Genomic DNA, 18575 nt, shown 5'->3' with positions numbered 1-18575 from the left:
TAATTATGTCCCACAACATAAAGCCGGGTGTAGCAACCGGAGATCAAGTCCAAGAAATTTTTAAGCACGCAAAAGCCAACGGTTATGCGCTTCCAGCTGTAAACGTAATCGGTTCTGATACCGTAAATGCCGTAATGGAAACCGCTGCTGCATTGAATTCACCTGTTATCATCCAATTTTCAAATGGTGGGGCACAATTTAATGCTGGTAAAGGATTGTCCAACGACGGACAAAAAGCCGCCATTTTAGGAGCTGTAGCTGGAGCAAAACACGTACACCAATTGGCTGAAGCCTACGGGGCAACCGTAATTCTTCATACTGACCACTGTGCAAAAAAATTATTGCCTTGGATCGACGGCCTTTTGGATGCCAGCGAAGAGCATTACAAAGCCACAGGAAAATCCTTGTTCAGTTCTCACATGATCGACCTTTCAGAAGAGCCGATTGAAGAAAATATCGAAATCTGCAAAGGGTATCTTGAGCGTATGAGCAAAATGGATATGACCTTGGAGATCGAATTGGGAATCACAGGTGGTGAGGAAGATGGAGTTGACAATTCAGATGTTGACGATTCCAAACTATATACGCAACCCGAAGAAGTAGCATTTGCTTACGAAGAACTATCAAAAGTGAGCACAAAATTCACTATTGCGGCTGCATTTGGTAACGTTCACGGGGTATACAAACCTGGAAATGTAAAATTGACTCCAAAAATCTTGAAAAACTCCCAAGAGTTTATTTCTGAAAAATATGGAGTTAAAGAAAATCATATCGATTTTGTATTCCATGGTGGTTCTGGATCTACTTTGGAAGAAATCAGAGAAGCCATTGGTTATGGTGTAATCAAAATGAACATCGATACCGACCTTCAATATGCATTCTTGGAAGGAGTAAGAGATTACATCCAAGGAAAAGGTGATTACCTTCAAGCACAAATTGGCAACCCTGATGGGGATGACCAACCCAACAAAAAATTCTACGATCCACGTGTTTGGCTTCGTGAAGGAGAAAAAACTTTTAGTGCACGTTTGAAAAAAGCCTTCGAGGATTTGAACAACGTAAACTCTTTATAATTTTCTGTATAACTAAATTTTGATTGCATGTCGTCTTGGTTTAAAAGAAAGGAAAAAGGAATACAGACCCTAACAGAAGAAAAAAAAGACACCCCTAAGGGGTTATGGTACAAATCCCCAACGGGTAAAATTGTTGAAGCGGAGGATTTGGCCAAAAACTTCTATGTTAGCCCAGAAGATGATTACCACGTAAGAATTGGAAGTAAGGAATATTTTGAGATACTTTTCGATGACAACAAGTTCAAAGAACTTGATATAAAAATGTCGTCAAAGGATCCCTTAAAATTTGTGGATACCAAAAAATATTCTGAACGTCTTAAAGCAGCCGAATCAAAAACGGGATTGCACGATGCTGTGAGAACTGCCATTGGAAAATCCAACGGAAAAGATTTGGTGGTAGCCTGTATGGATTTCGCCTTTATCGGTGGATCTATGGGAAGTGTTGTTGGAGAGAAAATTTCTAGAGCCATCGATGTGGCCAAAAAGAAAAAGATTCCTTTCTTGATGATTTCCAAATCAGGTGGAGCAAGGATGATGGAAGCTGCACTTTCATTAATGCAGTTGGCAAAAACCTCAGTGAAATTGGCACAATTGGCTGAAGCCAAAATCCCATATATTTCGTTGTGTACAGACCCAACTACGGGTGGAACCACAGCTTCATATGCTATGCTGGGAGATATCAACATTGCCGAACCAGGCGCATTGATCGGGTTTGCAGGACCACGTATTGTTAAAGATACTGTTGGTAAAGACCTTCCCGAAGGTTTCCAAACGGCAGAATTCTTAAAAGAGCATGGGTTCTTGGATTTCATTTCCCACCGTAGGGATTTGAAGAAAAAGGTCAACCTTTACATAGATCTAATTACGAATCAACCCGTAAGAGCATAAAAAAAGCCCCGAATTCGGGGCTTTTACATTTTTTGTCAACCTGAACTGGTTTCAGGTTCTCATTATAATAGGAAATCAATTTGATGAGATTCCGAAACAAGTTCGGAATGACAAAACAAAACTCTTTTCCAATCGTTTTATATTGAAAACCATGAATATTAAACCTTTAAAAGGTTATTTATAAACATGGTGAATTCAAAAAAAGAATTATCTTTGCACGCTGATTGATAGACAATCAATACATAATAATCATTTAAATAAATATTGGAATGTATTTAACCAAAGAAGTAAAAGCTGAAATTTTCAAGAAATTCGGCGGCTCTGAGAGCAACACTGGTTCTACGGAAGGACAAATTGCTTTGTTTACACACCGTATCAACCACTTGACACAACACCTTAAAAGGAACCACAAAGATTATGGTACTGAGCGTTCCTTGGTGGCATTGGTAGGTAAAAGACGTAGTCTTTTGGATTACCTAAAGAAAAAAGATATTGAAAAATACCGTTCTCTAATTAAGGAACTAGGTATCAGAAAATAAAAATTAAGGGGAGGCTTTGGCTTCCCCTTTGTTTTAGTTGGACGTGTTCCAACGAAATACAAGTCCCGAGAGAAATTGGGCAAACACAAAAAGCTTCAAATAGTTTTTCATTGGTCAGTGCCCAAGGCACAACACAACAACAACACAACCCGACCGCCCGGATGGCGGTAGACCAAATGTTTAACAACCACACCCTTTGGGTGAGGTAACATTATTTTTATGATTCCAAAAACTTTTAAGGAGGTCATTGACCTTGGTGACGGTAGGGAAATCTCTATCGAAACAGGAAAATTGGCAAAACAGGCCCATGGTTCTGTCGTTGTCCAGTCTGGCAAATGTATGTTGTTATGTACAGTTGTCTCCAACTATAAAGCTGCCGATGTGGACTTTTTACCACTGACTGTAGATTATAGAGAAAAATTTGCCGCAGCAGGTCGTTATCCTGGCGGTTTCTTTAAGCGCGAAGCAAGACCGAGCGATGGCGAGGTTTTGACCATGCGTTTGGTGGACAGGGTTTTGAGACCTTTGTTCCCAAAAGATTATCACTCAGAAACTCAGGTGATGATTCAATTAATGTCTCATGACGATGACGTTATGCCAGATGCAATGGCAGGTTTGGCCGCTTCTGCAGCCATCCAACTTTCAGATTTCCCTTTTGAATGTCCTATTTCAGAAGTTCGTGTTGGTAGAATCAATGGTGAATTGATCATTAACCCAACGAGAGCTCAATTGAACGAGTCTGACATTGATATGGTTATTGGCGCATCTGCCGATTCTGTAATGATGGTGGAAGGTGAGATGAGTGAGATTTCTGAAGAGGAAATGGTAGAGGCCATCAAATTTGCCCATGAAGCCATTAAAGTACAATGTGAAGCTCAGGTAAAACTAGCGGAAGCATTCGGAAAGAAAGAAGTTCGTGAGTACGAGCCAGAAAGAGAAGATGAAGACTTGGCCAAAAAAGTACACGATCTTACTTATGATAAAGTGTATGCCATAGCAAAAGCTGGTTCATCCAAGCATGAGCGTAGTGCAGCATTTGAAGCCATTAAAGAAGAAGTTATCGCAACATTCTCGGAAGAGGAGTTGGAAGATTTTGGAGATTTGGTTTCCAAATATTTCTATAAAGCCGAAAAAGCTGCTGTTCGCGATCTAACACTGGAAGAAGGTCTTCGTTTGGATGGTCGTAAAACCACAGACATTCGTCCAATCTGGTGCGAAATTGATTATTTACCATCCGTTCACGGTTCTGCCATCTTTACTCGTGGTGAAACACAAGCATTGGCAACAGTTACTTTGGGAACCTCTAGAGAGGCCAATCAAATTGATATGCCATCTTACGAGGGTGAAGAAACATTCTATTTGCATTACAACTTCCCTCCTTTCTCAACAGGTGAAGCCCGTCCAATTCGTGGTACTTCCCGAAGAGAGGTAGGTCACGGGAACTTGGCGCAACGTGCCCTTAAGGGTATGATTCCTGCTGATTGCCCTTATACCGTACGTGTGGTTTCTGAAGTTTTGGAATCCAATGGTTCCTCTTCTATGGCAACCGTATGTTCAGGTACAATGGCATTGATGGATGCTGGTGTTCAGTTGAAAAAACCAGTTTCTGGTATTGCAATGGGATTGATCACCGATACTGAAACAGGAAAATATGCGGTGCTTTCCGATATCTTGGGTGATGAAGATCACTTGGGTGATATGGACTTTAAAGTAACCGGTACTGCCGATGGTATTACTGCTTGCCAAATGGACATCAAAGTAAAAGGTCTTTCTTACGAGATCTTGGTAAAAGCTTTGATGCAGGCCAAAGATGGCAGGTTACATATTTTGGAAAAACTAACCGATACCATTGAAGCTCCACGTGAGGAAGTTAAGTCTTACGCTCCGAAAATCATTACCAGAATTATTCCTGGTGAATATATTGGTGCCCTTATTGGTAAAGGTGGAGAGGTTATCCAAGACCTTCAAAAGAAATCCAATACTACGATTGTGATCAACGAAGATCCAGAGACCGAAGAAGGTATCGTGGAAATCTTGGGTACTGATCAAGATGGCATCGATATGGTTTTGGCCAAGATTGATTCTTTGATGTTCAAGCCAGAAGTTGGTAGTGTGTACGAAGTTAAAGTGATCAAAATGTTGGATTTTGGTGCTGTAGTGGAATACACCGAATCTCCAGGTAACGAAGTATTGCTTCACGTATCTGAATTGGCTTGGGAACGCACAGAAAATGTATCCGATGTAGTAAACATGGGGGATGTATTCGATGTGAAATACTTCGGTATAGATCCAAGAACCAAAAAGGAAAAGGTATCAAGAAAAGCCTTGTTACCAAAACCTGAAGGTTACGTAGAAAGACCTCCAAGAAATGATAGAGGTAACGATCGTAGAGGTGGTGGAGACCGAAGAGGTGGAAACCGAGATAGAAAACCAAGAAGAGACTAAAGCTTCTTGAAATTATAGTAAAAGCTCGTTCTTGGGAACGGGCTTTTTTTTATGCCTTTTTACAAATTGAATCTTCGAACATATCCAAACGTAAACTCGCTAAAGTCCGCTTGTCCCAAATTCGCATTGATAAAAGCCCCCACAAAAAAGTTATGTTTGGGTGCTTTATCCGTATCCAACAAATAATATTTTAAACCCATTCTGCTAGAAACCAATCGCTTTATATTGTAATAACCATCGAGTTCTCCGAGTACAATCTCTTCTTCCCCATTGGGAAAATAGGTATACCCCTCATTCAATTGCCAATCTATTTTATAAAAGGGTTTGTAATAGTTCAGCCCTACATTAAGTTCCATCCCAACATGGCTCAACAACAATTCCGCACTACCTGAAATCCCCAAGGCCGAAGCACTAATTATGGGGCTTTCCGTGAATTGGGGTTCTTGGGTTCGAACTAAGGTTTCTTCATTCTTGATGTAGTTGTAATAGTGTCGGTAAAAATTATAATACAACCCAACTCCAAACTTAAATGTTCTGTTTATAATTTTTCCTGCAGAAAAAGCCACGGCAAACACCTCTTCCTTATCATTAAAAATATCGGAAAAGGAATTCTGGCCCACTCCAAACCTTCCAGTATAATACCATTCCAAAACTTTAGGGTATTCCTTAGGATCTCTCTCGATAGGAATTATCGCTTCATTTTTAAAATTGATAGAGGTTCCCCAAAGAACTGAATTATAGCCCCTATTTGGTTTGCGAGTATGCCCGTTGGAATGGTGAGCATATCCCACCCCCATGCGCCAGTTGGTTGATCTATTCTTTAAAAGGGTATAGTATAAAAATGAATTATAGGACCAATTTAATCTTGTGGAAACTCCTTTATTATAAGGATTGGTTTCTTTATTGTACCGTCTTGTCATGTAAGAACCACCCATCGACACCCACAAACTAAAACCATCCAAGGTTTTGGGAAACAATGAAAACTCCGCATAGGGCATTACACTGTAGGCATAGCCCAACGCATCTTTGTTTCCTAGATCGGTAAACCCAAGTGAAATTCCTGTTTTTGGGCCATTAAGGTGATACCGCCAATATTTGGGTTCTTTCGATCCAAACTGTCCCACATTAAAGAACAAGCTTTTTTGTATTCCATGCTCAGGAAATTCGCTGTTGGAGTTGCCCAACATGCCTACATAAACATCAAACCCTAAATAACCATAATTTTTAGGCAGCTCTTGTTGTGCCCATGTAGAAACGGAAATCAAACAAAAGAAAGTAAAAACAAAACGGATGATAAATCTCATCTATATAATTTGAATTCCTTTACGTTAACTAAATTTTTAACATTTTATGATGTAAATAAGCGCTGAATATAACCAATGTTAGTTTTGACAGGTGTTTGAAACCAAAAAAATAAAATAAATTTTATCAAATTGTAACTTTTCACGTTTTTCTACGTATAACCTTATGAGCTCTAGCTCTAAAATATAATTGAAGGGAAAAATAGATGAGACAGTTAAAGATTACAAAACAGGTTACCAATAGGGAAACCGCATCGTTGGACAAATATTTGCAGGAAATCGGTAAGGTAGATTTGATCACTGCCGATGAGGAGGTGGAGTTGGCACAGCGTATTAAAGCGGGAGACCAAATAGCCTTGGAAAAATTAACTAAAGCAAACCTTAGGTTCGTGGTTTCTGTTGCAAAGCAATACCAAAACCAGGGACTTACCCTACCCGATTTGATCAATGAGGGTAACTTGGGATTGATCAAGGCAGCACAACGTTTTGATGAAACCCGTGGATTTAAATTTATTTCTTACGCCGTTTGGTGGATTCGTCAGTCCATTCTACAGGCTTTGGCGGAGCAATCACGTATTGTGCGTTTGCCATTGAACAAGATTGGTTCCATCAACAAGATCAATAAAACATTTGCTTTCTTGGAGCAAGCACACGAGCGTACCCCATCTGCTGAGGAAATTGCCAAAGAATTGGACATGACCGTGGAAGATGTGAAACAATCGTTAAAGAACTCAGGTCGTCACGTATCCATGGATGCACCTTTGATCGATGGTGAGGATTCTAACCTTTACGACGTATTGCGTAGTGGTGAATCTCCAAACCCAGACAAAGATCTTTTGCACGAATCTTTGCGTACCGAAATTGAACGCGCTTTAGAGACCTTGACTCCTCGTGAGGCCGATGTAATCAGACTTTACTTCGGATTGGCAGGTCAACATTCCATGACTTTGGAAGAAATCGGAGAGACGTTCGATTTGACCCGTGAAAGGGTTCGTCAGATTAAAGAAAAAGCAATCCGACGCCTAAAACATACCTCAAGAAGTAAAATTTTGAAGACCTATTTAGGTTAAAGTGTGAATATTACGCTAAAAAATTACAGTTAAACTATCCTTAAATTTGATTTTTGGCAGGAAAGTTGTAATTTAGTAAGATATAACAGTTTATCATGACTGTTCGTTTTTTGATTGATGAATAAACTCCGGCTGATTACCGGAGTTTTTTCATTTATATACTTTCCTATTTTATTTAAAGAAATACCGAACCCCTGCCCCTACTACAGCAAAGGATTCATCCACTTTACTATTCACATGGTAATAACCCGTTACAGGAACATACAATGAAAGAGCATCCGTGAGGTAAAAATCCATCTCAAAAGAAACAAAAACGCCATAAAGCATACCACTTTCGGGAATGGTATAGCCAAACTTAGTAAACGATTCCCCTTTGTTGATGTACTCATAACCTCCAGACAAACCACCTCCCACATAAATGTAAAAACCACGATTAGGACGAGATATGACCGTTTTAAAATAACCTACATTCATCAAATAATCGGTGTATGGAAACTCAATACTGGAATCTGGTTGTTCCTTTGAATTAACCATGGAAAGCGACACATGCCAATAATCAGTAGCATTATGATAATGGTTCACCAACAAATTTAAACCATAACCATTGGTACGGTAACTTGGATTAAAAGCCACAGACAAATAACTGCGTTGAGCCATAATTTCTTGGGCGGAAACCATTAAAAGTCCGAACACCAAGAGTGAAAATATATATTTCTTCTTCATTCCTTTTGAAGATTTGGGTAGCAAGAACTATAAACTAAAATCTGGGGCCTGAGGTTGGCGGCCCTTTAAGGTTGAAGAAAAAACCTATCACTTGAGGGATAAGTCTACCACAATATTAGCCAAAAAATGGTACAATCAATTGATGGCTTCGAATTATTCGAGGAACGGCACAGGGGTTGAGGGTTGAGGGTTAAGGGTTAAGGGTTAAGGGTTAAGGGTTAAGGGTTAAGGGTTAAGGGTTAAGGGTTAAGGAAAATTGAAAAACTAATTTATCATTGTTCACAGTTAATTGTTAACTGTTAATTGCTTATTGCTCATTGTAAATTGTTCATTGTAAATTGATATTTGGCTAAATTTGTACTATGGATAAAAAATATGTTGCCCCATCGCTATTGGCATCCGATTTTGCCAACCTACAACGAGATATTGAAATGGTGAACCAAAGTGAGGCCGACTGGTTTCATTTGGATGTGATGGACGGGGTCTTTGTCCCAAATATTTCCTTTGGAATGCCCGTGATTCAAGCTATTGCAAAACATGCTAAAAAACCATTGGACACTCACTTAATGATCGTTAACCCCGATCAATACATTAAAACCTTTGCCGATTTGGGCGTAAATCATTTGACCGTTCATTACGAAGCTTGCCCGCATTTGCACAGAACGCTTCAAGCTATTAAGGCCGAGGGCATGAAAGCAGGGGTGGCCATTAATCCACATAATTCAGTAAAACTCTTGGAAGATACCATTCAGGATATAGATATTGTGATTGTGATGAGCGTGAATCCAGGGTTTGGAGGGCAATCCTTTATCGAAAACACTTATCAAAAGGTAAAAGACCTAAAACAGCTTATCCAAAGCAAGAATGCCAATACACTCATCGAAATCGACGGTGGTGTGAATGTGGACAATGCAAAAAAATTGATAGAGGCAGGTGCCGATGTTTTGGTGGCAGGCAGTTTTGTTTTCAAAAGTGAAAATCCAACAGAAACCATTAAAGATTTAAAAGTAGAAATAGCATAATGCAGGAGTTTGATGTTGTAATTATTGGAGGTGGACCTATTGGTATTGCCTGTGGTTTGGAAGCCAAAAAACAAGGATTGAGCTATATTATTATTGAAAAAGGGCCGATTGTAAACTCCTTGTTCAATTACCCGATGAACATGCAGTTCTTCTCTTCTTCGGAGAAATTGGAGATTGATGAAATCCCATTTATCAGCAAAGAGGCCAAACCCAAGCGAAACGAAGCTTTGGAATACTACCGAAGAATCGTGACTTCAAACCAACTTAATATTCATCTTTTTGAGAAAGTGGAAAAAGTTGAAAAACAAGGCGACTACTTCCAAGTCATTTCAGAAAAGGATGAGTACCGTGCAAAAAATGTAGTGGTTGCAACAGGTTTCTATGACCTGCCCAATACCATGAATGTTCCTGGGGAAGATTTACCTAAAGTTTCCCATTACTATAACGACCCTCACTTTTATGCCAGTCAAAAATTGGCAGTTATCGGTGCCAGCAATTCTGCCATTGATGCCGCATTGGAATGTTGGAGAAAAGGGGCCGAAGTCACCTTGATCATTCGAGGTCCAGAAGTAGGGCAACGTGTAAAATATTGGGTGCGTCCCGACATCATAAACCGAATTGAGGAAGGAAGTATTAAAGCGTACTATAATTCTACCGTTAAGGAAATAGAACCACATAAAATCACCATAAACACGGAAGATGGGGAAGTTACTTTTGAAAACGATTTTGTTTTGGCCTTGACAGGCTATATGCCCAATTTTGAATTTTTGGAAAAACTCGGCATCGCACTTTCCGACGATGAAAAACGATTGCCTACCTACGACCCAGAAACCATGGAAACCAATGTTGATGGTTTATTTTTGGCAGGAGTTATCTGTGGTGGCATGGAAACCCATAAATGGTTTATCGAAAACTCACGTATCCATGCTCCAATTATCATGAATACCATTAAGCATAAAATGGAGTTAGCGGGAAAAAATTCCTAAATTGAGTCAACATTTGTAGCTTTTCGAAAAGGCTTCCTTTTAGATATGATTATCTTTAAGGGAAACCGAAAAAGCTTTCAAATGAAAATTTCAACTAGTTTCACTCAAAATGTTTGTAGGGTCATCCTCGGATTATTGATGATACTGGCAGGTATTGGCCACCTAACCTTTCAACGCGAAGAATTTCAAGCCCAAGTGCCCCGATGGTTACCTACCAGCGATACTTTTATGGATTTTGTGGTGGTAGCGTCTGGCGTTGTTGAAATTCTCTTAGGCCTTGCCATGGTCATTTTGTTCAAATACAAAGTGAAAGTTGGTATCATATTGGCCATTTTCTATGTTTTGATCTTCCCTGGAAACATTTCACAATACACCAATAGCATTGATGCTTTTGGACTGGATACTGACCTTAAGCGATTGGTTCGTCTATTTTTTCAGCCCGTATTGATTCTTTGGTCACTTTGGTCCACTGGAGCACTTGTACATCTTTTGAACAAACAAAAATAGCAGTTATGGAATTTTACAACTTTGAAGCAAAGCGATTGAATGGTTCCCCTGAAAAAATGGAAACCTATAAAGGCAAAACTGTGATTGTGGTAAATACGGCCAGCAAATGTGGATTCACTCCCCAATACAAAGGTTTGGAATCGCTTTATGAAAAATACAAAGACCAAGGTTTGGAAATTCTGGGTTTTCCCTGCAATCAATTTGGGAATCAAGAGCCTGGTGAAGCGAGTGAAATCAGTGAATTTTGCCAAGTGAATTATGGAGTGAGTTTCCCTATGTTTGCCAAAGTTGACGTAAATGGAAAAAATGCGCATCCAATATTCAAATTCTTAAAATCGAAACTAGGTAGTTTGTTAGGGAGTAAAATCAAATGGAATTTTACCAAATTTGTCATCGATAAAAACGGAAAACCTGTTAAGCGCTTTGCACCTGTAACCGAACCTGAGGCTATGGAAGATTACATTAAGGGGATTTTGTAGGTTAGGCCATTTTCAACTTCGCCTGTAGCGCCCCAGATTCCTTGAGCATGGTTCTGCCGTCCTTAAAACTGAGATACGGATGACCATTTTGATGGTTGAGCATGCTTATTTCACAAAGCATCCCCCAATGTCGGGCAACTTCCTTCCAAGCCCAAAACAATGAATGCTCGGGGTCATAAATATGGGTAGCCTCCCCTCCTGCTCCGTTAATTTCGATAATGCTAAAGTTTTTTCCTTTGGAAAGGTCTTCAAAGGAATGGTACAAAACATCTAGCCGACCATAATGAAACCCTTGAATTCGTTGGCAAACCTCATCAATGGCATTCACCAAATCAGTATTTATTTTATTACTGATATCGACAAATTTAGCCCCTCGGGTATGACTTCCATATGGTACCAAAATAAACTCCTCTCCCATTTTCAATACGCTTTGCAGTGTGTCTCCAAACTTATTCTGTAATGCCTTTAATTGAAAATGACTTCTTGGATTTGCTTTGATTAATTCCAAAATACTTTGTTTGCCATCACCAGTCACAGATAAAAATTCTTTGGATACAATGCCTGTAATTTTCCCTATCTCTTCATCTGGTTTTCTCACATAAAAAATCCCAACTTCTTTAGAGTATGGGATAAGTTCCTGAACCAAAAAATCGGATGGAGACCAAGCTACGTATTTCTGGAATGCTTCTTTATCATGAATTTTTTCCACCCCAAAGGATTTCATCCCAATATTGGGCTTTGCAATAAATGGAAAACCTATTTCAGAAGCCAAAATACGTTCCAAGGCTGTATCTACTGACTCATTCTCGGGGAAAAATATGGTTTTCGGGATGTATTGATCAGGAATCATATCGTAGATTTCCTTTTTGGAAATCATAGCCATACCTCCGTTTTTCATTCCAGGATTGGCAGCATTAAAATAGAAAATGGACCTTGCCTTAATGGAATAATACAACCAAACTGGGAACATGGGATAATAAATCAACCAAAAGGGCCAATACTCCCAATGGGTGATCCGATGCCAAGTAAGTTGTAAACGTTCCATTATTAAAAAGTGAGTTCTCCAGCAGAAAAGAGCACATCAAAAACTTTATCGTTCAATAGATCCAAGTGTTTCATCAAAATCTGGTCATCTCCCAAAACCGCCTGAGTCACACTAAATGTTTTTAGTCCTGATTCCCTATCAATGATAAATCCATTTTCAAAGTCATTGTGGTTATTGGAATGAAAATCCAGAACTTCCGAAGCGCCAATAGCTGTGGTGGTTTCTTGAAATTTATCAAACAATTGCGCCCTTTGTTGAATAGTTTCATCGGAATATAGCGTGGCCGAGGCCCAAATATGGTTTTGGGTCTTATCCAAGGGTCTAAAATATTTTTGATTGCCATCCCAACGAAATTCAACTAAGCTTGCATCAAAAAGCACCAAAGTAAAGGGTTCAATTTGGTATAGCTCCAGCTCCTTTAGAAAAGCCAATGGATTTTCCGAACTTATGATATCCAGTAAAATAAGTCCACGACTTTTGGCATAGGCACCGCCCATTTGATGGTTTACAAAAGCCCCGTTGAGCAATACTCCAACTGCACCATTCTCATTTAAGGCAAACCAAGTACCTCCTGCTTTGGGATCTTTTGGGAAAAGCACCTTTACCGCACCTATAGTTTCTTCTTTGGGCTGATGCGCTAAAGGTCTGGAAATATGCTCATCTCGATTGGAAGTGATAACATATTGACCTTGCGAAGAAACAAAACTTACTGTGCACATGTTTTTCTGTATTGCATGGTTGAGGGTGCAACCCCAAATGAAGTTGGCAGCTCCTGTCCTGTTAGCTGTTCGATTCCGACCTTGATCAAGGCGTGATGGTGAATGGTATGTTCCAAATTGTACATGACTTCGCGATAATAATTGGAATCCAAACAAGTGGTCTCGCCCTCCAACTCATAAGTGATTTTCAAATTCTTATTGGGCTGTTGAAGCTGGGACTGAATTAGGCTCAATTTTTCCAAAGCAAAGGATAAATCTTGCTCAATTCTTAAATCTCGTTGTCTATGATCATAAGATACGTCAGCGGATTCATATCCCTGAATCAAACAAAAATAGAGCTCTATTACGTGTCTAGTATGCTGCCCAATGGTGGCATCGGAAAGTACACTGCATTTTTGGGAGTAACAATTTAAGGGCAAAGTCAAAAGTACTTGCTTGAATTGCTCTAGGGTTTCCAACGAGGGTTTGAACATGTATATTAAGGTTGTTTTTAGATTGATTTGTGCTATTTGGTTTAAGCTATATCAGCATAAGATAGAAAGAATATTCAATGTATCCTGCATGCCCAATTCACTTTTACCTTTCATTAATTTTTAATTTTCTCCCAATTTTTATTGGCTTGGTCTTTTAGTTTGTTTGGTGATTCATCCAACCAAAATTGCAAGGTGTTGTTTTTGCCTTGATTGTAAAACAGGTACAGTTTCCCATCCCTAATTTCAAAAGTTTCGGGATTTATATTGACTTTTTTTCCATTTACGGCAACAGCATAAGCGCAATACCCGCCGTATTGCGGTAAAAAAGCTTGGGGATTCTTTTTGAACTTTTTCAAATTGTCAACACTGGAAAACTTGTAGTTTACCTCATCATAAACGGCTGTTAAATCTGTTTTGCCTTCAACCGCCATTCCATCAAAATAAGAGACCACATCATATCCATTGGCGGCAAAACCTTTTTTGGTATTGTAATCTATAGTTTGGGCATAACCATAAACACCCGAGATCAATAAAAGCAGTACCACCCAATTTTTCATTTTGATTGATTTTTTAAAGTATTGGTTTGTTTAGTCCAAGGTAAAGCAGATTCCTTTCAACATTTTTTGCTGTTCACCGATATTTTTTTGGATTACGTCTAAAGGATGGTAGTTCCAGACACTTCAGTGCACTATTAAAGCAAAAGCACCGTTTCTAAAACAAACCAACTAACTTGATGACACTTCCCCAAAAGGTGGATTCAATAATACCTGCTTAATGCGCTTTATAATTCCCCCAACCTCTATTGCATGGCTTAATGCCCTTTTATTGTTATTTTCATTTGTTTCCAATGCTCAATTTAATGAGAGTGATCTTGGTTCTGATGCTATTTCACTTCGTTCAAAAACCTCGGTATTTTTAGCGGGGCAAGAGGACTATAGTTTCGAAGAAATAAGGAACAATCCTAACCTCAATTTTGTTCCACTTTCCAGTTTAAAGGAAAACTTGGGTTTTACCAATGATCATTATTGGATGTCTTTCACTTTGGAGAATCCTACCGATAAGTATTCCCAGTACTATTTGGAAACTGCAAGACCCATAACGGATATAGTAAACCTATACCTGATTGATGCTACAGGTGAGGTGCAGAAACAATATAGTGGTGATAAAATACCCTTTGCCGAAAAAACTATTCAGCATAGAAAATCAATTTTTGACATAGCACTGGAGCCAAATCAAAAACTACAGGCTTATATTCATCTTAAAAGTGATGGCGAAGTTGTGATGCTTCCCATGAACCTTTATTCTGAGAATAGCTTTTTTAGGCTTACTTATAAAGAACAGGTTTTCTATGGGTTCTTTTATGGTATTTTGATATTGGCGAGTATTATCTATCTGTTCTTCTTTTTTGCCTTAAAGGACAGAGCTTTTATTTACTATGCCCTATACGTGCTTTTTATAGCATTGATGCAGTTTTCATTGGATGGTTTTTTTCATCAATATTTTACGCCCCAAGGAGGTTGGTTGTCTGATAGAGCAGTTTTACTTACCGCTTTTATTTCCTTGTTCTTTTTTGGGAAATATGGAGACATCTTCCTAAACCTAAAAAAAAACAGCCCCGTATTGCATGTTGCCAACAAGGCCATTAGTGCTGGGATTATAATTGGCACCTTAATTTTAGCTGCTGTCCCAAGTTTATTTAAAAGTTGCTATCCATACGCCAACGCCATTGGTATTTTGGTTTTGATCCACATGATCAGTGCCATAGTAACTTTAAAGGTTAAAAAGGAAAAGGTGGATATCTATTTTATTATTGGTGTCACTTTTCTAATTTCTGGTTTTGTGGTCTTTATCCTTAATAATTTCAATACCATAGAAAATTCATTTTTTACGAGTAATGGAACTAAGTTCGGTATTGGGTTGGAGATTATCTTTTTATCCATATCCATGAGCAATAGAATCCGTAACCTCCGAATGGAAAATGAACACAATCAATTATTGGCACTCCAAAGGGCAGAAGACATGAACGAAATTAAATCGTCCTTTCTGTCCAACATCAGTCATGAACTTAGGACACCACTTAATTTAATTATGGGTGTTGCCACATCATTACAAGAAAATAAAGAGGAAGAAAATCTGGAAGAAAAATGCAAGATGATCCTTGGCTCCTCGAAAAATCTATTGGGTTATATTGAGGATATTCTTGATTTTACGGTAATAGAAAAAGGAGATCAAGAACTTAAAGAGATTCCTTTCGATTTAAAATCCACCTTGAACAGGGTGCTAAATACCCAAGAGAGAAAAGCGATATCCAAAGATCTGGCGTTTGCTTCCACCATTTCAGATAAGCTACCCGCAAGAATTGTAGGAGACAAGGGTAAACTAGTACAAATTCTCAACCATATTTTGGACAATGCCATTAAGTTTACCAATCAAGGTGGTGTGTACACACAAATAGATTGCAAAAAAATCAATGGTAAGGCCACCATTTCTTTCACCATAAGTGATACTGGAATTGGCATTTCGAAAGAAAAAATGAGTACTATATTCGAATCTTTCACAAAGAAATCCTTTAGGGATAAACGAGAGTTCAGTGGATTGGGATTGGGACTCTATATTGTAAAAACCTATGTTGATTTGCAGAATGGCGATGTCCAATTCAGAAATAATCACCAACAAGGAACTATTTGTGAACTAAACTTAAGTTTTGAAATTGACGAGGATATTGCACTTGTAAATGAGGCACAAATTATACCGTCTTTCGATAAAAAATTGGGGACAACTAATGTCCTTTTGGTTGAGGACAATAAGATGAACCAAACCGTGGTAAAATTACTGTTCAAAAAGAACTGGGGAGATGTAAACCTAATTATCGCAAACCATGGCAAAGAAGCATTGGAAATACTGAAGACCAAATCTTTCGATTTCATTTTAATGGATTTACAAATGCCCGAAATGGACGGTTTTGAAACCACTTCCATTATTAGAAGTGGAAATGCGCAATGTCCATCAGACATCCCCATAATTGTCCTTACCGCTGACAATACCAGTGCAACCCGCAAGAAAATATTTGAACTTGGCGCTAATGATTTGGTCACCAAGCCTGTTAATGGGCCATTATTGTTCTCCAAAATCAACAAACACTGCTTTGCAAAACACAGTGAGAAAGTAGCTTAATCTTTTAAAAACGTAGTTCTTTTTAAGTACGAGGTACATGGTCATTTATTTATAAAAGCAAAAAAAAAAGCGTACTCCAATAGGGACACGCTTTTTATATTTTAGGTATAAAATCAACTTTAAGAACCTGTTACCAATTTTAAAAATTCCTTATCCCTTTGAGGGGAAACAAAGCATTCTTCATCTAAAAACATAGTGTGCGTATCCGTGGCATTGTAAACGGGCCACACTGGCAAAGCATCATGATTTGGATCACCAGTTTTCGCAAAATTGATCCAAGCTTGACTCATTTTATGAGCCAAAATATGTGCCTTTTCTCCACCGCCTGTCATTTGAACGGCTCTTTCAATATTATCAAAAACAAATGGGAGTTCCATACAGTGCAATGACTTGTATTTCCCATCAAACACGGGTGATTGCCAAGTAAACAAATACATATATACTGGAGCACCACCTTTTAATGCAGATTTTCTGTTGGCTTGAAAAACGGCACCTGGACGGAACATGGCATCTATGTCCAACAGATCTGATGGTTTGGTATCGTTAGGATATGCCTTTTTAACCGCCGCCAAATAATCATCAGCTTTGTCCTTGTAGGTATTTTTGATATGTGCCATGATTTCCTCTTCCGAAGCATTAAAAAAGCGACCGTTGGCAAATGGAGTAAACTCATTTTTAGTGGTCCCGATCAGAAGCGGGATGTCTTTGGACAATTCGAAAGCCTCATCCGAAAGCAATTGATATGGAAAAACATTACCGTCATGACTTGGGCCCCAATTCAAGGAACCCATACCGATAACTGGTTTTCCTTCCGCTTTCATTTTTTCACCAACCACTTGCAACGCCTTTGAACTTGCTGCGCTTAATTGTTCAAATGGGATGGTTTGCAATTGATCCACTTGGTCAGCTGATAAACCTAATTGATTCAATACTTCCGTACCAATTTCTTGCGTAACTTCCTTTTCCAACATATTGGAACGCATAGCCCCGCTTTGGTTGATGGCTTTATGAAATAGTCCCTTGGCTTTGGGCATGGCCATTAAATTGTTCACTTTGGCTCCACCTCCTGATTGACCAAAAATGGTGACATTGTTTGGGTCTCCACCAAAGTTGGAAATATTAGCTTTCACCCATTCCAAAGCAGCAACGATATCCAAAATACTGTTGTTAGCTGAAGTTTTATACTTTTCTCCATAAGCGGATAAATCCAAGAAACCAAGCACGTTTAATCGATGATTGATGGACACTACCACCACATCCCCTTTTTTACTCAAATTCTCACCATCATAGGATGGCAATTCTTGACTGGAACCTGCAGTGTAACCACCACCATGAATCCAGAATAGCACAGGTCTTTTCTTTTGATCTGTGTTAGGTGTCCAAACATTAATACGAAGACAATCCTCGCTAGTATATCCCCAATCGTGGTCGAACACAAATTCGGACTCATCCATTACTGAAGTAGTCGGAGTCAATAACGGAGCTACGGGACCATACATCGTTGAGCTACGAACTCCTTCCCAAGCATCCACTTTAGTGGGCGCCATAAATCGCTCAGCCTTTGCGTAGGGAATCCCCTTATAGGTATAAATTCCGTTTCGAATAAAGCCACGGACCTTACCAGATTCTGTATCTGTAACGGCAACATCTTTACCTGTTTGAAGTTCAATTTGGGCATGCAGTTTTGGAAACAGACACACCAATGCTATCGCGAATAGCAAACTCGATTTAATTTTCATATGAAATAGTTTGATAATTTATTTTATGCCCTATGAAAATAATTAAAATTTCAGGAGAAGATTTATCAAATGCTTGTAAACCATTAAGTAGCTGCCTTTATTTGGGGTTTTTAACACATTTTGACCGAGTGTTATATTTATGAATACTTAAAAGCCCGAAAGCAAATTGCTTTCGGGCTTTTAATATAAGTTCTTAAGTGACCCAGGGAGGATTCGAACCCCCAACCCTCAGAGCCGAAATCTGATATTCTATCCAGTTGAACTACTGGGCCATTAATTAACTCTTATAAAAAGAGCATTCCAATTCTTTCAATTTGCTATCAGAACCGAAATCTGATATTCCCTGCCTGCGGCTGGCAGGTATCCAGTTGAACCCCGCCTAACGGACGGGC

General features: G+C 39.0%; 17 protein-coding genes and 1 tRNA gene. 10 read left to right on the top strand and 8 right to left on the bottom strand.

Annotated elements, in window-relative coordinates; translation table 11 throughout:
• Positions 1-5: 5 nt before the first annotated feature.
• From fbaA to BLQ18_RS06545, 4 genes are all read left to right on the top strand, one after another.
• Complete coding sequence (fbaA, locus tag BLQ18_RS06560; RefSeq protein WP_090293581.1) at positions 6-1073, top strand: class II fructose-bisphosphate aldolase; 1068 nt, start codon at positions 6-8, stop codon at positions 1071-1073.
• A 27-nt stretch (positions 1074-1100) separates the two neighbouring features.
• Positions 1101-1961 (top strand): acetyl-CoA carboxylase, carboxyltransferase subunit beta, encoded by an 861-nt coding sequence (gene accD, locus BLQ18_RS06555; protein WP_090293580.1) that lies wholly within the window; start codon positions 1101-1103, stop codon positions 1959-1961.
• A 269-nt stretch (positions 1962-2230) separates the two neighbouring features.
• Entirely contained in the window at positions 2231-2500 is a 270-nt protein-coding gene (gene rpsO / locus BLQ18_RS06550; protein ID WP_090293579.1) for a 30S ribosomal protein S15, read from the top strand.
• Positions 2501-2719: 219 nt separating this feature from the next.
• Positions 2720-4945, top strand: coding sequence for a polyribonucleotide nucleotidyltransferase (locus tag BLQ18_RS06545; RefSeq protein WP_090293578.1), 2226 nt, complete (start codon positions 2720-2722; stop codon positions 4943-4945).
• Between the two features lie 59 nt (positions 4946-5004).
• On the opposite strand, the gene BLQ18_RS06540 is transcribed toward BLQ18_RS06545, so the two are convergent.
• On the bottom strand, positions 5005-6249 hold the full coding sequence (locus BLQ18_RS06540; RefSeq protein WP_090293577.1) for an acyloxyacyl hydrolase: 1245 nt from the start codon (positions 6247-6249) through the stop codon (positions 5005-5007).
• 203 nt (positions 6250-6452) lie between these two features.
• On the opposite strand from BLQ18_RS06540, the gene BLQ18_RS06535 reads away from it, so the two are divergent.
• Positions 6453-7316 (top strand): sigma-70 family RNA polymerase sigma factor, encoded by an 864-nt coding sequence (locus tag BLQ18_RS06535; RefSeq protein ID WP_090293576.1) that lies wholly within the window; start codon positions 6453-6455, stop codon positions 7314-7316.
• Between the two features lie 171 nt (positions 7317-7487).
• Here BLQ18_RS06535 and BLQ18_RS06530 read toward each other — a convergent pair whose 3' ends face one another.
• Entirely contained in the window at positions 7488-8039 is a 552-nt protein-coding gene (locus BLQ18_RS06530; RefSeq protein WP_090293575.1) for a conjugal transfer protein TraO, read from the bottom strand.
• A gap of 362 nt (positions 8040-8401) precedes the next feature.
• Between BLQ18_RS06530 and rpe the strand changes: the two genes are divergently transcribed.
• The 4 genes from rpe (at position 8402) to BLQ18_RS06510 (ending at position 11033) form a co-directional block, all read left to right on the top strand.
• Positions 8402-9061, top strand: coding sequence for a ribulose-phosphate 3-epimerase (rpe, locus tag BLQ18_RS06525; RefSeq protein WP_090293574.1), 660 nt, complete (start codon positions 8402-8404; stop codon positions 9059-9061).
• Positions 9061-10047 (top strand): YpdA family putative bacillithiol disulfide reductase, encoded by a 987-nt coding sequence (locus BLQ18_RS06520; protein WP_090293573.1) that lies wholly within the window; start codon positions 9061-9063, stop codon positions 10045-10047. The genes rpe and BLQ18_RS06520 overlap by 1 nt, the downstream gene beginning before the upstream one ends.
• A gap of 81 nt (positions 10048-10128) precedes the next feature.
• A complete protein-coding gene (locus BLQ18_RS06515) occupies positions 10129-10554 on the top strand; it encodes a DoxX family protein (protein ID WP_217630568.1) in 426 nt (141 codons plus the stop codon).
• Between the two features lie 5 nt (positions 10555-10559).
• On the top strand, positions 10560-11033 hold the full coding sequence (locus BLQ18_RS06510) for a glutathione peroxidase (protein WP_090293572.1): 474 nt from the start codon (positions 10560-10562) through the stop codon (positions 11031-11033).
• 1 nt (position 11034) lies between these two features.
• Here the strand turns inward: BLQ18_RS06510 and BLQ18_RS06505 are convergent, their stop codons facing one another.
• The 4 genes from BLQ18_RS06505 to BLQ18_RS06490 form a co-directional block, all read right to left on the bottom strand.
• Positions 11035-12078 (bottom strand): D-alanine--D-alanine ligase, encoded by a 1044-nt coding sequence (locus tag BLQ18_RS06505; protein ID WP_090293571.1) that lies wholly within the window; start codon positions 12076-12078, stop codon positions 11035-11037.
• Positions 12079-12080: 2 nt separating this feature from the next.
• Positions 12081-12797, bottom strand: a complete 717-nt coding sequence (locus BLQ18_RS06500; RefSeq protein ID WP_090293570.1) for an NRDE family protein — start codon at positions 12795-12797, stop codon at positions 12081-12083.
• Complete coding sequence (locus tag BLQ18_RS06495; RefSeq protein ID WP_090293569.1) at positions 12785-13270, bottom strand: hypothetical protein; 486 nt, start codon at positions 13268-13270, stop codon at positions 12785-12787. The genes BLQ18_RS06500 and BLQ18_RS06495 overlap by 13 nt, the downstream gene beginning before the upstream one ends.
• Before the next feature lie 113 nt (positions 13271-13383).
• Complete coding sequence (locus BLQ18_RS06490; RefSeq protein WP_090293568.1) at positions 13384-13827, bottom strand: YHS domain-containing (seleno)protein; 444 nt, start codon at positions 13825-13827, stop codon at positions 13384-13386.
• A 217-nt stretch (positions 13828-14044) separates the two neighbouring features.
• On the opposite strand from BLQ18_RS06490, the gene BLQ18_RS06485 reads away from it, so the two are divergent.
• Positions 14045-16444, top strand: coding sequence for a hybrid sensor histidine kinase/response regulator (locus BLQ18_RS06485; RefSeq protein WP_090293567.1), 2400 nt, complete (start codon positions 14045-14047; stop codon positions 16442-16444).
• A gap of 119 nt (positions 16445-16563) precedes the next feature.
• Here BLQ18_RS06485 and BLQ18_RS06480 read toward each other — a convergent pair whose 3' ends face one another.
• Both BLQ18_RS06480 and BLQ18_RS06475 read right to left on the bottom strand, forming a co-directional pair.
• Positions 16564-18183, bottom strand: a complete 1620-nt coding sequence (locus tag BLQ18_RS06480; protein ID WP_090293566.1) for a carboxylesterase/lipase family protein — start codon at positions 18181-18183, stop codon at positions 16564-16566.
• Between the two features lie 198 nt (positions 18184-18381).
• Positions 18382-18455, bottom strand: a tRNA-Arg gene (locus tag BLQ18_RS06475).
• Positions 18456-18575: the final 120 nt, after the last annotated feature.

Origin of the sequence: Flagellimonas zhangzhouensis (genome assembly GCF_900102925.1) — a bacterium.
Lineage (GTDB): Bacteria > Bacteroidota > Bacteroidia > Flavobacteriales > Flavobacteriaceae > Flagellimonas > Flagellimonas zhangzhouensis.
The sequence above is the reverse complement of the archived record's forward strand: the minus strand, read 5'-3'. Positions and strand labels throughout refer to the sequence as shown.

Coding starts and splice junctions, on each gene's coding strand:
- BLQ18_RS06540 (WP_090293577.1), bottom strand. CDS start 6,249: ATGAGATTTATCATCCGTTTTGTTTTTACTTTCTTTTGTTTGATTTCC.
- rpe (WP_090293574.1), top strand. CDS start 8,402: ATGGATAAAAAATATGTTGCCCCATCGCTATTGGCATCCGATTTTGCC.
- fbaA (WP_090293581.1), top strand. CDS start 6: ATGTCCCACAACATAAAGCCGGGTGTAGCAACCGGAGATCAAGTCCAA.
- BLQ18_RS06515 (WP_217630568.1), top strand. CDS start 10,129: ATGAAAATTTCAACTAGTTTCACTCAAAATGTTTGTAGGGTCATCCTC.
- BLQ18_RS06480 (WP_090293566.1), bottom strand. CDS start 18,183: ATGAAAATTAAATCGAGTTTGCTATTCGCGATAGCATTGGTGTGTCTG.
- BLQ18_RS06510 (WP_090293572.1), top strand. CDS start 10,560: ATGGAATTTTACAACTTTGAAGCAAAGCGATTGAATGGTTCCCCTGAA.
- BLQ18_RS06520 (WP_090293573.1), top strand. CDS start 9,061: ATGCAGGAGTTTGATGTTGTAATTATTGGAGGTGGACCTATTGGTATT.
- rpsO (WP_090293579.1), top strand. CDS start 2,231: ATGTATTTAACCAAAGAAGTAAAAGCTGAAATTTTCAAGAAATTCGGC.
- BLQ18_RS06545 (WP_090293578.1), top strand. CDS start 2,720: ATGATTCCAAAAACTTTTAAGGAGGTCATTGACCTTGGTGACGGTAGG.
- BLQ18_RS06530 (WP_090293575.1), bottom strand. CDS start 8,039: ATGAAGAAGAAATATATATTTTCACTCTTGGTGTTCGGACTTTTAATG.
- BLQ18_RS06485 (WP_090293567.1), top strand. CDS start 14,045: ATGCGCTTTATAATTCCCCCAACCTCTATTGCATGGCTTAATGCCCTT.
- BLQ18_RS06500 (WP_090293570.1), bottom strand. CDS start 12,797: ATGTGCACAGTAAGTTTTGTTTCTTCGCAAGGTCAATATGTTATCACT.
- BLQ18_RS06505 (WP_090293571.1), bottom strand. CDS start 12,078: ATGGAACGTTTACAACTTACTTGGCATCGGATCACCCATTGGGAGTAT.
- BLQ18_RS06535 (WP_090293576.1), top strand. CDS start 6,453: ATGAGACAGTTAAAGATTACAAAACAGGTTACCAATAGGGAAACCGCA.
- accD (WP_090293580.1), top strand. CDS start 1,101: ATGTCGTCTTGGTTTAAAAGAAAGGAAAAAGGAATACAGACCCTAACA.
- BLQ18_RS06495 (WP_090293569.1), bottom strand. CDS start 13,270: ATGTTCAAACCCTCGTTGGAAACCCTAGAGCAATTCAAGCAAGTACTT.
- BLQ18_RS06490 (WP_090293568.1), bottom strand. CDS start 13,827: ATGAAAAATTGGGTGGTACTGCTTTTATTGATCTCGGGTGTTTATGGT.